The 13,797-nt window shown below is 62.0% G+C and carries 14 protein-coding genes; 3 read left to right on the top strand and 11 right to left on the bottom strand.

Annotation, left to right across the window (positions count from 1 at the left end):
• Nucleotides 1–325: 325 nt before the first annotated feature.
• The 6 genes from pepN to KSS97_RS12405 are packed head-to-tail and all read right to left on the bottom strand — an operon-like array spanning nucleotide 326 to nucleotide 6,861.
• Nucleotides 326–2,983 (bottom strand): aminopeptidase N, encoded by a 2,658-nt coding sequence (gene pepN, locus KSS97_RS12430; protein ID WP_217861762.1) that lies wholly within the window; start codon nucleotides 2,981–2,983, stop codon nucleotides 326–328.
• Between the two features lie 13 nt (nucleotides 2,984–2,996).
• Nucleotides 2,997–3,827, bottom strand: a complete 831-nt coding sequence (locus KSS97_RS12425; protein ID WP_217861761.1) for a DUF2797 domain-containing protein — start codon at nucleotides 3,825–3,827, stop codon at nucleotides 2,997–2,999.
• Nucleotides 3,824–4,084 (bottom strand): YeaC family protein, encoded by a 261-nt coding sequence (locus KSS97_RS12420; protein WP_030142618.1) that lies wholly within the window; start codon nucleotides 4,082–4,084, stop codon nucleotides 3,824–3,826. Before KSS97_RS12420 ends, KSS97_RS12425 begins: the two co-directional genes overlap by 4 nt.
• 46 nt (nucleotides 4,085–4,130) lie before the next feature.
• On the bottom strand, nucleotides 4,131–5,003 hold the full coding sequence (locus KSS97_RS12415) for a rhomboid family intramembrane serine protease (protein ID WP_217861760.1): 873 nt from the start codon (nucleotides 5,001–5,003) through the stop codon (nucleotides 4,131–4,133).
• Nucleotides 5,000–5,974, bottom strand: a complete 975-nt coding sequence (locus KSS97_RS12410) for a metallophosphoesterase (RefSeq protein ID WP_187293369.1) — start codon at nucleotides 5,972–5,974, stop codon at nucleotides 5,000–5,002. Before KSS97_RS12410 ends, KSS97_RS12415 begins: the two co-directional genes overlap by 4 nt.
• Nucleotides 5,971–6,861, bottom strand: a complete 891-nt coding sequence (locus tag KSS97_RS12405; RefSeq protein WP_030142621.1) for an NAD(+) kinase — start codon at nucleotides 6,859–6,861, stop codon at nucleotides 5,971–5,973. Before KSS97_RS12405 ends, KSS97_RS12410 begins: the two co-directional genes overlap by 4 nt.
• A gap of 105 nt (nucleotides 6,862–6,966) precedes the next feature.
• Between KSS97_RS12405 and KSS97_RS12400 the strand changes: the two genes are divergently transcribed.
• On the top strand, nucleotides 6,967–7,917 hold the full coding sequence (locus KSS97_RS12400) for a DUF1853 family protein (RefSeq protein WP_217861759.1): 951 nt from the start codon (nucleotides 6,967–6,969) through the stop codon (nucleotides 7,915–7,917).
• Between the two features lie 104 nt (nucleotides 7,918–8,021).
• Here KSS97_RS12400 and KSS97_RS12395 read toward each other — a convergent pair whose 3' ends face one another.
• The gene (locus KSS97_RS12395; protein WP_217861758.1) at nucleotides 8,022–9,305 is read right to left on the bottom strand and encodes an arsenic transporter; all 1,284 of its coding nucleotides are present in this window, start codon (nucleotides 9,303–9,305) and stop codon (nucleotides 8,022–8,024) included.
• A gap of 172 nt (nucleotides 9,306–9,477) precedes the next feature.
• Nucleotides 9,478–10,035, bottom strand: a complete 558-nt coding sequence (locus KSS97_RS12390) for an NADPH-dependent FMN reductase (RefSeq protein ID WP_217861757.1) — start codon at nucleotides 10,033–10,035, stop codon at nucleotides 9,478–9,480.
• A 186-nt stretch (nucleotides 10,036–10,221) separates the two neighbouring features.
• Between KSS97_RS12390 and KSS97_RS12385 the strand changes: the two genes are divergently transcribed.
• Nucleotides 10,222–10,482 (top strand): hypothetical protein, encoded by a 261-nt coding sequence (locus KSS97_RS12385; protein WP_030142625.1) that lies wholly within the window; start codon nucleotides 10,222–10,224, stop codon nucleotides 10,480–10,482.
• Nucleotides 10,483–10,567: 85 nt separating this feature from the next.
• Nucleotides 10,568–11,461: a LysR substrate-binding domain-containing protein gene (locus KSS97_RS12380; protein ID WP_217861756.1), complete on the top strand. Its 894-nt coding sequence runs from the start codon at nucleotides 10,568–10,570 to the stop codon at nucleotides 11,459–11,461.
• Here the strand turns inward: KSS97_RS12380 and KSS97_RS12375 are convergent.
• The 3 genes from KSS97_RS12375 to rnhA form a co-directional block, all read right to left on the bottom strand.
• A complete protein-coding gene (locus tag KSS97_RS12375; RefSeq protein ID WP_217861755.1) occupies nucleotides 11,427–12,041 on the bottom strand; it encodes a GNAT family N-acetyltransferase in 615 nt (204 codons plus the stop codon). The two genes, KSS97_RS12380 and KSS97_RS12375, sit on opposite strands and share 35 nt — an antisense overlap.
• 262 nt (nucleotides 12,042–12,303) lie before the next feature.
• Nucleotides 12,304–13,065 carry a DNA polymerase III subunit epsilon gene (gene dnaQ, locus KSS97_RS12370; protein WP_217861754.1) on the bottom strand — a complete coding sequence of 254 codons (762 nt, stop codon included), beginning with the start codon at nucleotides 13,063–13,065 and terminating at the stop codon, nucleotides 12,304–12,306.
• Between the two features lie 233 nt (nucleotides 13,066–13,298).
• Nucleotides 13,299–13,751 (bottom strand): ribonuclease HI, encoded by a 453-nt coding sequence (gene rnhA / locus KSS97_RS12365; protein WP_030142629.1) that lies wholly within the window; start codon nucleotides 13,749–13,751, stop codon nucleotides 13,299–13,301.
• Between the last annotated feature and the right edge of the window lie 46 nt (nucleotides 13,752–13,797).

The raw sequence follows: 13,797 nt of genomic DNA, 5'->3' as shown, positions 1-13,797 counted from the left end.
CGTTGCCTGTCTCGGAGCATAGCCCTGAAACCTGCAATCTAGAGCCACTTGGCAAGCGGAACCTATCCTATCGGGCTTTCGAAAGGTCTGACAATCGACGCCACGTTATCTTTTGTTAACCGGGTAGGATATCGGCCAAGGGTGAATCAGAAGACATTCGCGAGGGTGATGGATGTGGCGAGGGAGCTTGCTCCCGCTGGAGGCCGAAGGACTCCCTGACCTTGGTCCACCCGCTATTTGCAGCGAAAGTGAAATCAGGATCGGGCCTGCTTCGCAGGCCAGCGGGAGCAAGCTCCCTCGCCACAAAAGGCAATGCGAATCCCGGTCAAGCCAGGCTCTTGCTCACCACCTCGAACACATCGGCGGAAAGCGCGCCGGACGCCAGGATGCGTTCCAGCTCAGCCTTCATCAGCGCCTGGCGGGCGCTGTCGTATTTGCGCCAGCGGGTCAGCGGCGCCAGTTGCCGCGAGGCGATCTGTGGGTTGAAGCCATTGAGCTGGATGACCAGGTCCGCCAGGAAGCGGTAGCCCGAGCCGTCGGCGGCGTGGAAGTTGATCAGGTTCTGCCCGGCAAACGCGCCGATCAGCGCCCGCACCTTGTTCGGGTTCTTGATATTGAACGCTGGGTGTTCCATCAAGGCCTTGACCCGCGCCAGCCCACCCGGTAACGGGCTGCCCGCCTGGACGCTGAACCACTGGTCCATGACCAGCGGGTTGCCCTTGAAGTTTTCCGCAAACACTTCCAGCGCCTTGGCCTTCTCGGTCTCGAACGGCGAGTTGACCAGCACCGCCAGCGCCGTGAGGCGCTCGGTCATGTTGTCGGCGGTGTCGAACTGCTCAAGCGTCGCACTCAGCACTTCCGGCTTGTCGGTCAGCATCAGGTACGACAGCGCGATGTTCTGCAACGCGCGACGGGCGAAATGCTCGGCCTCGGCCACGTACGGCGTGCGCCGGGACAAGTCGCGATTGGCTTCGTAGCGCAGCCACAAGGCTTCGAACAGGCTGTCGGCCAGTTGCCGGCGAGCGAACTCGCGTGCAGCGTGGATCGCCTCGACATCCGCCACTTCGCTGATTTCGGTGAGGTAGGCTTCGCTTGGCAGCGAGAGCATTTCGGCGACCATCGCCTGATCCAGGGAATCGTCCGACAACACCGTGCGCAACGCGCTGACCAGTCGCGGGTCGAGCACCAGGCTCTCGCCCTGCTGATGCTGGCCGATCAGTTCCTGCAACACCTGCACCGACAATTGCTGGCCGGCATCCCAGCGGTTGAAGCCGTCGCTGTCGTGCTGCATCAGGAACATCAGTTGGTCGCGGTCGTACGGGAAGCTCAGCTTCACCGGCGCCGAGAAACCACGCAGCAAGGAAGGCAGAGGCTTTTCAGCGACATCGACGAAGGTGAAGGTCTGCTCGGCTTCGGTCACCGAGATCACGCGGGTTGTGCCGCTGGCCGCCGCTTCGCCGCTCAGGCGCAGGGGCATCTCGGCGCCATTGCTGGCCAGCAAGCCCAACTCGACCGGAATCACGAACGGCAGTTTTTCCGCCTTGTCCGGCGTTGGCGGGCAGCTCTGGCGGAAGGTCAGGCTGTAGGTCTTGGCTGCGGCGTCGTAGGTCTCGCTGACCGCCAGCCGTGGCGTACCGGCCTGGCTGTACCAGCGCTTGAATTGGCTCAGGTCGACCCCGTTGGCGTCTTCCATGGCCCTGATGAAATCGTCGCAGGTCACGGCCTGGCCGTCGTGGCGCTCGAAGTACAGGTCGCTGCCCTTGCGGAAGCCATCGGCGCCCAACAGGGTGTGGATCATGCCGACCACTTCCGAGCCCTTTTCGTACACGGTCAGGGTGTAGAAGTTGGAGATCTCGATGAAGCTGTCGGGGCGTACCGGGTGGGCCATCGGGCCGGCGTCTTCGGCAAACTGGTGGGTCCGCAGGTACGCCACGTCCTGGATGCGCTTGACGGTGGCCGAGTTCATGTCCGCCGAGAAACCGGCGTCGCGGAACACCGTGAAACCTTCCTTGAGCGACAACTGGAACCAGTCGCGGCAGGTCACGCGGTTGCCGGACCAGTTATGGAAGTATTCGTGGGCAACGATCGCCTCGACCCGCTGGTGCGCGGCGTCGGTGGCGGTCTCGGCGCGGGCCAGCACGGCGCTGGAGTTGAAGATATTGAGGCCCTTGTTCTCCATGGCGCCCATGTTGAAGTCGTTGACCGCGACGATCATGAAGATGTCCAGGTCGTACTCGCGCCCGTACACCTCTTCGTCCCAGCGCATCGACTTCTTCAGGCTGGTCATGGCGTGCTGGCACTTGTCGATATTTTCCGGCTCGACGTAGATGCGCAGCGCCACGGTGCGTTCGGTCAGGGTGGTGAAGGTGTCTTCGACGCACCACAGGTCACCGGCCACTAGCGCAAACAGGTAGGCGGGTTTCTTGAACGGGTCTTCCCAGGTCGCCCAGTGCCGACCGTCTTCGCCGGGGCCGCTGGCAATCGGGTTGCCGTTGGACAGGAGCACCGGATAGCTGTGCTGCTCGGCCACCACGGTGGTGGTGAACTTGCTCATCACGTCCGGACGGTCGAGGTAATAGGTGATTTTGCGAAAACCTTCGGCCTCGCACTGGGTGCAGAACATGCTGCCGGACTTGTACAGGCCTTCCAGGGCGGTGTTGGTTTCCGGATGAATGCGCACGGTGGTGTCGACGGTGAAAGCCTGGATCTTGGGCTGCAAGCTCAGGTGGCTGTCATCCAGTTGATAGTCACCCTGCCCCAGGTCGGCGTCGTCGAGCTTGATCGACAGCAACTCCAGGTGTTGGCCGTCGAGCACCAGCGGCGGCAAACCGGCACCGCGCTCGGGGTTGCGGCGCATCACCAGTTGCGCATGGACCAGGCTGTGGTCCTCGAACAACTCGAAGGTCAGGTGCGTCTCGTCGATCAGGTACTCGGGGGCCTGATAGTCCTTCAGGTAGATCATCTTCGGTTGTTCGGTGCGCATGGGTCGAATCCTTCTACTGATGCACGGCGAGCTGGTAAGCCGTGTATTTACGAATATTGATCACGCCAGTGTCGAAAATCAGGTACTGGCCCTTGACTCCCAGCAGCGTGCCTTCGGCGATCGGGTTCTTGTCCAGGTTGAAGCTGACGATCTTGGCCGGATATTGCTGCACCGGATAACGGATCTCGATCGGTTCGACGTCCGCTATGGTCTGGATCGCCTGCAAGCCGAATCGTTCCTGAAGCCCCTGCAAGCCCTGGGCGCAGCTTTCAAACAGTGAATCGCGGATGGCGGGCAAGTCCACCACCGCCGCGTCGCCCTTGAGCAAGGCGCGCCAGTTGGTCTTGTCCGCCACCTGGCTGCGAAACAGATCTTCGACGAAGCCCGACTGCTGGCGGGTCGCAACCCGCAGGATCGGCAGGGCCTGGCTCGCGCCCTGGTCGAGCCAGCGGGTCGGCAGTTGCGTGGCGCGGGTGATGCCGACCTTCACGCCCGACGAATTGGCCAGGTAGACCACGTGGTCGGTCATGCAGAACTGCTCGCCCCAGGCCGGATCTCGACAAGTACCGGCGTCGAAATGGCAACGTTCGGGGCTCATGATGCACAGGTCACACTGGGCCAGCTTGGTCATGCACGGGTAGCAATAACCCTGGCTGAAGCTGGTCTTGGTCCGGCGCCCGCAATGGGTGCAATGGATCGCACCGAGGTATTCCAGGCGAATCGTGCTGCCGATCAACGGATTGACCGGCACCTCTACATCGCCCAGGCGAAAGGCGTATTGAACGGTCGGCCCGTCCAGGCGTGCCGACATCTTGCTGATTGCACCGCGGCCGATCTCGATCAATGGATGGCGTCCGACTTGAACAGGATATTCGGCACTTCGGTGGCTTTCGACTGGCATTCCTGGGGCCCCATGTAACCGGTGCGCTCTTCTTCGGGCAAGTTCTGGATTTCCCAGGCGATCATCGCCTGCAGGGATAGCTCGCGCTGCTCGGCGGTGAGCTTATTGCCATCGGCCCATTTACCGATTTCCACGGCCAGCTTCAGGCTGCGGTAGATGTCGGGGGTGATGTTCTGGATCATTTCATTGAAGGAAGACATGGGTTCTCCGCGCAATCGCGCATTCTCAAATAGACACAGGCGCCAGTCAGAGGGCCATTTTACGGCGAGCGAAGAGCCCGCCCAACAGCCCGGTGAAGCAGCCGACGAGCAGCCCGCCGACGTGGGCCGCGTTGGCGATCTCACCAAAACCGATCAACGAGACCAGGCCGGACAGGCATAGCAGCAACCACACCAGCATCATCACCAACACCCCACGGGGCAAGCGATACGCCGGGTTCGGCGCGAGCAGTTGGTAGATCCAGCAATGCCCCAGCAGGCCGTACAAGACACCCGACAAACCGCCGAACAGCGTCGGGCCGCTGAAAAAGTACTGGCTGAAATTGGAGACCAGGCTGAACAGCAGCGTCAGCCCCAACAGGTTGATGCCGCCCTGGCGCGCTTCGATCCGCCGCCCCAGCTCCCAATACCACATGCCGTTCATGGCGATGTGCAGGAAGCCGAAGTGAATCAGCATCGGCGTCACCAGGCGCCACCACTGCCCCGCCGCCAGGCTATCGGCCAACGGCGTGAACTGGATGTAGTCGCCAACCACGCGAAACTCCAGGAAGGTCAACCAGCGCAAGGTTTCGAGATTCTCCCCCAGCAGCGTGACGGCGCTGACGATCAGGCTCAGCAACAGCACCAGGGCCGTCACCGGGCTGCGGGTCAGCTGCGCGACGAACCCGGGGCGCCGGGACGTGCCGCCCAGGTCCGGAAGTTCCAGCTGTTGGTCGGGGTCGCCAGCGGGAAAACGCTCGTACAACGAACGCACGTCCTCGCTGATTTCATCCGGGACCCACAGCACCTGCTCACCGGCCTCTTCGCTGACCCGATGGGGCACTTGCATGCGTTGCAGCAACTTGACGAAACCACTCAGGTCCACGCCCAGGGGCAAGCGCAGGACGGCGACGGCACTCATCGCACCACCTCCGGTCGCTCGACGTTGACCCAGACGAACTTGTGCGGGTCGAGGCGGGTTTCCTGGTCGAGGCGGTAGGCGACCAATTTGCCGTAGAGCACCGCGCTGTAGTCCAGGCACGCCAGGTTCGGGCGGATCGGCGCGGGCTTGCCGCTGCGCCAGTAATGCCCGACGAACAGCATCGGCTCATCGACGCCGTAGCGCAGCAGGTTGTTTTTCTCGTCCGGGGTCAATGGCGTGCGCGCCACCGGCTCTGGCAACGCATCGGGTTGGAAGACGATGTCGCCGTAGGTCTGCGGGTTGTCTTCCCAGAACTTGGTGCGGAAGAACGCCCGCGTCAGGCCGTCGCCGCCCGTCAGGGTCATGCCGTGGGGCAGACGCATGTCGGTGCCACGCAACAGACGGTCGAACACGGTACAGGCGAAACTGCCCGACTCGGCCGACGCCTGGAGGAAATGCTCGTCGATGCAGCCATCCGGGAACAGGCCGCGCAAGGGCTCGATCAGGCCCGCGTCCCAGCAGGCGTGAACCACGCGGAAACGGCCGGCATCGACAAACAACGGCAGCTCATAGAACCACTTGAGGAAATCCTGCCAGTCGCCAGGGTGCTGTTCGAATTGGGTCAGGGTCTCGTTAAGCAGGCGGGCATGGCGCGGCGTGTGTTCGCGCACGTAGCGCTGGCCACTGCCCGGCAATGCCGGCGTGCTCCAACCCAGGGCGTTGAATTCGTGGTTGCCCATGATGCACAGCGCCTGGCCCGCCTCGACCATGTCATGGACGATGTGCAGCGCCTCGCGAATCCGCGGGCCACGGTCGATGATATCTCCCAGGAACACGGCCATGCGCGACGGATGCCGCCAGACCCCACCCTGCTTGTGGTAACCGAGTCGGTCCAGCAGGTGTTCCAGGGTCAAGGCGCATCCGTGCACGTCGCCGATCAGGTCGTAACTGCGCGCGGGATCGAGCATCAGTCGCCTCCACCCCCCAGACGACTGCCCCAGCCGAGCTTGGTCCGGCAGACTTCGTAGTAGTTGTGATCCAGCGGATGGATCAGGCGCAGCTTCTGGGCTTTCTTGCTGACGGTGATGGTGTCACCCGGCGCGCAGGTGAAATGGTTCTGGCCGTCACACGACACTTGCGGGTAGATCTGCATATCCTTGGACACGACGATTTTCAGCTCGCTGTTGCCATCGACCACGATGGGTCGCCCAGACAAGGTATGGGGGTACATGGGCACAATCACAATAGCGTCGAGCTTGGGATGCATGATCGGGCCGCCGGCCGACAGCGCGTAGGCGGTGGAACCGGTCGGTGTGGCGACGATAAGGCCGTCGGCCTTCTGGCTGCAGACGAACTGGCCGTCGATGTACAACTCGAATTCGATCATCCGCGTGGACTTGCCAGGGTGCAGCACTACGTCGTTGAGGGCATCGCCCTGGCCGATGGCCTCGGCGTGACGACGGACCTCGGCTTGCAGCAGGAAGCGGTTTTCCACCAGGTAGTGGCCGTCCAGCACTTCGGCGACCTTGACCTCCAGCTCATCAGGGCGGATATCGGTGAGGAACCCCAGGCTGCCGCGGTTGATCCCTAGCACCGGGATATTGTGCCGCGCCAGCGCCCGGGCGGCGCCCAGCAGGCTGCCGTCGCCACCGACGACGATGACCATGTCACAGACTTCGCCGAGCATCTTGCGCGAAGACGTTTGCAGGCCGTGACCGGGCAGCACTTCGGCGATGGTGTCTTCGAGGATCACATGCAGATGCCGCTCCAGGAGGAAGCGCTTGAGACGGCGAACGGTGTCCAGCACCTGTGAACTGCCCAAGCGACCGATGATGCCGATATTGCGAAATTGCTCCATGGGGCTCCTGCGAGGGTCTGCGACGGGCGAAAAACCCGATTATGGGCGAAAGCGCTCCATAGACAAAATTCTTTAAGCCTCCAGCGCAACGGCTATGCTCGCAAGATGATCCTGTTCCCTGAATTACTCGACCTGCCCCGCCGCCTGCGCCATCCCGAAGTGCGGGACTTGGCGTGGGTGATCATCGCGCCGCCGATGCTCATCGACACCCCTTGGCCCCAGCGTCATCCCCTGGCGGGCAGCGACTGGGTGCAGCAGCCGCACCGGCTGGAACACTGGCTGCGCCAACTGGACCGCGACAGCTACCCGCTGCTGCAATGCCTGTCCCAGGGCCGGACACGGCGCCTGGGCCTGTATTACGAAAGGTTGTGGCAATTTGCCGTGCAGCACGCACCGGGCATCGAGTGGATCGCGGCGAACCTGCCGATTCGTCGCGAGGGTCATACGCTGGGGGAGTTGGATTTGCTGCTGCGTGACGGCGAAGGTGTTCATCACCTGGAGCTGGCGATCAAGCTGTACCTGGGCCCGCAGCAAGGCAACGGGCTCGACACTGCGCAATGGCTCGGCCCCGGCTGCCATGATCGCCTGGACCGTAAATTGGCGCACCTGCATGAGCACCAATTGCCGATTTCCGCACGCCCAGAGAGCCGCGAGGCCTTGGCGGCGCTGGGCATCGAATCGTTTCGCTCGCACCTTTGGCTCGGTGGATACCTGCTTTACCCGTGGCCGGGCGAGGCCGAACCACCGAGCGGCGCGCACCCCAGGCATTTGCGCGGCCGTTGGCTGCACCAGTGCGACTGGTCCGGATTCGTCGCCCAGCGACCGCCTGGGCACTGGCAACCCCTGCCCCGCGCCGCCTGGCTCGCGCCGGCCCATTACCCTGCGGAGCAGGTGTGGACCGAGGCGCAACTGGACGCCTGGCGAACCGCCCTCGACCCGATGGCACCGGCGCAATTGATGGTGCGTCTGACCGAGAATGCCGAGGGCGAATGGGAAGAAGCCGAGCGGGCATTCCTGGTGGCGGACCTTTGGCCGGATGTGCCGGGTAATGGCTAATTTTTTGCGGCGCATGGACGGCCGCCTTCGCGAGCAAGCCCGCTCCCACAGGGGAATGCATTTCCCTGTGGGAGCGGGCTTGCTCGCGAAGGGGTCGCTACGGTCTAGAGCGACAACCGCACGGCCAGCGCCGCCAACGTCACCAGCAACACCGGCACCGTCAACACAATCCCCACCTTGAAGTAATAGCCCCAGCCGATGCGGATATCCTTGCGCGCCAGCACGTGTAGCCACAACAAGGTTGCCAGGCTGCCGATCGGGGTGATTTTCGGGCCCAGGTCACTGCCAATGACGTTGGCATAGACCATCGCCTCCTTGACCACGCCGGTAGCCTGGCTGGCGTCGATGGACAAGGCGCCGACCAGCACCGTCGGCAAGTTGTTCATCACCGACGACAGCAGCGCGGTCAGGAGCCCCGTGCCCATGGCCGCGCCCCACACGCCATAACCTGCGAAACCGTCGAGCCAATGGGCCAGGTAGCCCGTCAGGCCCGCGTTGCGCAGGCCATAGACCACCAAGTACATGCCCAGGGAAAAAATCACAATTTGCCAAGGGGCTTCTTTCATCGCCTTGCGCGTGGAAATCTTGTGGCCACGTGCCGCCACGGCCAGGAGCAACGCAGCGCAAACAGCGGAAATCGCACTGATGGGAATCCCCAGCGGCTCCAAGGCGAAGCAGCCCAGCAGCAGGATCACCAACACGGCCCAGCCGGCATAAAACGTCGCCTTGTCGTGGATCGCGGTCGCCGGACCGTCCAGTTGATGTGGGTCGTAATCGCTTGGGATATCGCGACGGAACACCCACAGCAGGATCGCCAGGCTGGCCGCCACGCTGACCAGGTTCACCGGCACCATGACCGACGCATAGCGGTTGAAACCAATGCCGAAGAAATCCGCCGAGACGATGTTCACCAGGTTCGACACCACCAGTGGCAGGCTGGCGGTGTCGGCGATGAAACCGGCGCCCATCACGAATGCCAGCGTCGACGCGGGCGAAAACCGCAGGGCCAGCAGCATCGAAATCACGATGGGCGTCAGGATCAGCGCCGCCCCGTCGTTGGCGAACAGCGCCGACACCAGCGCACCAAGCAACACCATGAAAGCGAACAGCTTGCGTCCATTGCCCCGCCCCCAACGCGCCACATGCAGGGCCGCCCAAGCGAAGAAACCGGCCTCGTCCAGCAACAGGCTGATGATGATCAGCGCGACGAACGTACCGGTGGCGTTCCAGATGATCTGCCAGACCACTGCTATGTCACCGACCTGCACCACCCCACTGAGCAAGGCCAACAACGCGCCGAGGGTGGCGCTCCAACCGACACCCAAGCCTTTGGGCTGCCAGATCACCAGCGTGATGGTCAGCAGGAAAATCAATGACGCGACGAGCATGCGTAACAGCCTGGAAAAACAACGTTAAAGACAGGGCCCAATCATTGTGGAGAGGGAGCTTGCTCCCGCTGGGTCGCGAAGTGGCCCCAAAATCTGCGTTACAACAGAAAACTTGGGCCTGCTACGCAGTCCTGCGGGAGCAAGCTCCCTCGCCACGGAGTTTGCGGTGGTATCAGATTTTCTTATGCTGCTCGACCCACTTGCCATAGGCATCGATGAATTTCTGCAAAAACGGCCTGACCGAATCCGACAGGTTGCCCGCCTCGTCGAACGCCGTGCCCGCGCCGCTCAGGTAGGCTTCCGGTTGCTGCATGCAAGGTACATCGAGAAATACCAGCGACTGGCGCAGATGATGATTGGCGCCGAAGCCACCCATGGCACCCGGTGACGCACTGATCACCGCGCCCGGTTTGCCGCTCAGGCAGCTCTGGCCGTAGGGGCGCGAGCCGACGTCGATGGCGTTTTTCAGGGGCGCCGGGACCGAGCGGTTGTATTCCGGGGTCACGAACAGCAACGCATCGGCCGCCCCCACCTTCTGGCGAAACGCGGTGTACGCCGCCGGAGGCGTGACGTCGAGGTCTTCGTTATAGAGTGGCAACTCGCCAATCTCGACGATTTCCAGTTTCAGATGGGCCGGCGCGAGTTCAGCCAGTGCAAGGGCTATCTTGCGGTTGATCGACGCCTTGCGCAGGCTGCCCACTAAAACGGCGACTGTATAGACATGACTCATGGGAGGTTTCTCGACTGTCGGCTCAAAGGAAGCCTGTAGTTATAGATGATCGGCACGACAATTGGACCAGTGGAACGTCGAAAACCCGCCACACCGACTATTTTTTTCTTGTAGGAAAACTTACCGCACTCGACCAAGGTCTACAGAACCGCAAATCGAGTGATCTATTTCCAGAGGTTCTAAGCAATGGCAGCAGTACTTGTCGGACAATTTCATGCACGAGACGCCGAAGGCCGCGTCTATTCGGTGCATGAATTCCAAGAATCAGACCCGTCCCAGGACGGCAGTGGCAAGGATGTCATCACCTATAAGCTGGCCATCGGCGACCGCGTCGACAAGCTGGATGAGGACACTTTCCGCCTGGTGCAGTCCGGCGTCCAACTGATCCGCGAGCCAGAATCAGCGCTGCAGCCTCAGGCCCAAGTTGAACCGCAGATCGCGTTATAACTGCCTGCATGAGCAGAAGTCGCACCCGCAATTGGGTTAGGATTCAGCCACTCAATGGCTTACCTGCCTAATACGGACTTCTTGCATGCGTTTACGCCACATCGAAGTGATCCAGGCGCTGCTGCAGACTGGCCACCTGGGCACAGCCGCCGAATGGCTGCAATTGCCGGTAGTCGAGGTCGAGTCGATCCTGCGCGATGCCGAAGCCCAGCTCGGCTTCATGCTGTTCGCCAGCGTGCGCGGACGATTGCAGGCGACTCGCGAAACCCTGGCGTTGCGCGATGGCATCACGCAGCTGTACGACACCCTCGAACCGATACAACGGCTGGCCAGTAGCCTGAAACACTACCAGGCGCCGCCCCTTCGCATCATTTGCACGCCGCCATTGGCTCAACAACTGGTGCCCCTGAGCATCGCCGCCTTGCGCCGACGACATCCAGACGCGCCTTGCACGCTCCTCAGCCAGCCGACCCGCGACATCGTCAAGCATCTGTTGCTGCGCGAAAGTGACTTGGGCCTGAGCCTGCACGACCCCGAACACCCCGACATCCAGTGCCAGATGATCGCCCAAGGCAAACTGCAATTGCTGGCGCCCCACGGCTGGCTGCAACCGCGGCAAAAATACATTTCGCTTCAGGACCTGGCGGGCCAGTCGCTGGTCGGTCTCGAAGGCCACGACCCCTTGAGCCCGGCCTTCGACCATAAACTCGCAGCACTGCGCCCCGCGCCGGTGATCCAGATCCGCGTGCAGACGCACCAGATGATGCGGGCGATGGTCGAGGCCGGCGAAGGCCTCGCCATCGTCGATCCGTTCACCGCCTCGGGGGCCAAGGGCAGCGGGCTGGACATCTGCCCGGTGTCACCGGCCGTGCCCATCTGTCTCTACGCGTTGAGCCTGAACGGCGCAGAACCATCGACCACGATCCAGTCGTTGCTGGAGCGGATCAAGGAACAAGCCGAGGCGTTGCTGAGCCACTGATCGTCATGCCCAGTGGGTCGTCGAACAACCGGTACCAGAACAACGCCACCTCTGCGGTGTGCCGATCGATGCCGCGATAGCGCAGGTGATCGATGCCACCCAGCACATAGCCGCAACGTTCGTAGAGCCGGCAGGCACCGAGGTTGTTGTTCTGCGTTTCCAACATGATCCCCGGGAGTTTTTTCTTGCGACTCCAGAACAGCGCCACGTCCAGCAATGCCTTCGCCACGCCATGCCGGCGAGCCGGGGCATGCACCGCCAACTCGTCGATGTGGGCGTAACCGTTCCAATTGGTACTGACCACCAGATGCCCCACGGGCTGGTCGTCCAGATAGGCCATGAAGATTTCACTTTCCGGGGCATTGCGGAAGCTGCCGAACTCTTCCGGATCGATGCCATAGCACTTGCGATACGGAACGATGGGCGTCACCGGCCACTGGCTTACCGGCCGACCGATCTGCGCCGTGCCATAGGCACTGACGTCGAAACTGAAATCGCTGCCCCAGATATAGGCGGCGAATCCGTCATCGGCAACGCGGACCGACAAGCCAGGGTGCTTGGGATTCATGACGGGTTGCATACTGGGGAAGGTCCTCATTCCTTGAGGCAACCAACAGCGAAATGCCATCCATTGCCCTTGCCTCTCGAATCTATACGCATCAAGCGGATATCCATGGCCTGCCTTTACTTCAGGTTAGAAGCAACTGGTGATTGTGGCGAGAAAATGCACGATGACTAACCCTTGTGGGAGCGAGCTTGCTCGCGATGGCGACAGCCCAGCCAGTATTCACCTTGAATGAAATACCGCTATCGCGAGCAAGCTCGCTCCCACAGGGATTGGATCAATTCGCCGTAGCCTGCGCCTCGACCAGCTGCGTCCACAATGCCGGGGCGCCGGCCGATTTGGCGATGGCTTCCAGACGTGCGGCATGTTCGGCCAGGTCGTTTTCGCTGGCGCGGATGATCCGGGCGGGCTTGCGGTCCGCCGGCAGGCGACGGATTTCCGTGGCTTGGTTGCCCGAGCCTTCACCGGTACCGTTGCCGTCCGAGGCGTTGCCCGCCAGGGACAGGCTGGTCTGGCCGCCGGTCATGGTCAGGTAGACGTCGGCGAGGATCTCGGAGTCGAGCAAGGCGCCGTGCAATTCACGACCGGAGTTGTCGACGCCGTAGCGCTTGCACAAGGCATCGAGGCTGTTGCGCTGCCCCGGGTGCCGTTCCCTGGCCATCATCAGCGTGTCGAGGATGGTGCAATGCCGGGTGATATCGGCCCGGTCATGCTGGCCCATCAGGGCGAATTCGTTATTGATGAACCCGACGTCGAACGCCGCGTTGTGGATGATCAGCTGCGCGCCCTGGATGAACTCGAAGAACTCATCGGCCACTTCGGCGAAACGCGGCTTGCCCACCAGGAATTCGTTGGTGATGCCGTGGACGCCGATGGCGCCCTCATCGCTTTCGCGGTCCGGTTGGAGGTAAACGTGGAAATGGCGACCGGTCAGGCGCCGACCGATCAACTCGACACAGCCGATTTCGATAATCCGGTGACCGTCGGTCACCGGCATGCCGGTGGTTTCGGTATCCAGTACTACAGATCTGTTGGCCATCAGTGTTCAGCTCTCAACGGGCAGTCTTGCAAAAGCGCGGATCTTAACACGCCCACGCGAAGGATTAGCCGGAGACTGCTTTTGTGGCGAGGGGATTTATCCCCGCTGGGCTGCGAAGCGGCCCCCTGATCTATCTGATACACCGAGTTTTCAAGTTTTAGGGCCGCTTCGCGCCCCAGCGGGGATAAATCCCCTCGCCACAGTTTAATCCAGACCAGACTGAGAAGACCGGATCAAGCCTGCTTGTAGCCCCGCACCTCATCCACCCCACGGTTGGCCAACTGGTCAGCCCGCTCGTTGCCGTGATGGCCGATATGTCCGCGCACCCATTTCCAGGTGACGTTGTGGCGATTGACCTGCTCGTCCAGCAGTTTCCACAGGTCGGCGTTTTTTACCGGTTCCTTCGCCGCCGTCTTCCAGCCGCGTTTCTTCCAGTTGGCCATCCACTCGTTGATGCCTTTCATCACGTATTGCGAGTCGGTCACCAGCAGCACATCGCAGGGACGCTTGAGCTCTTCGAGGCCCCGGATGGCGCCCATCAGCTCCATACGGTTGTTGGTGGTGTTGGCTTCGCCGCCCCAGAGCTCCTTTTCAACGCCTTTGCACACCAGCAAGGCCCCCCAGCCGCCCGGACCAGGGTTGCCCTTGCAGGCGCCATCGGTGAAGAGTTCTACGCTATCGCTCATGCCAATCTATCCAGAAAAAATACAAAGACCTGCCGGCCGGGGCGCG

It is taken from the genome of Pseudomonas alvandae (assembly GCF_019141525.1).
GTDB lineage: Bacteria > Pseudomonadota > Gammaproteobacteria > Pseudomonadales > Pseudomonadaceae > Aquipseudomonas > Aquipseudomonas alvandae.
This window is presented reverse-complemented; position numbering and strand designations above follow the sequence as displayed.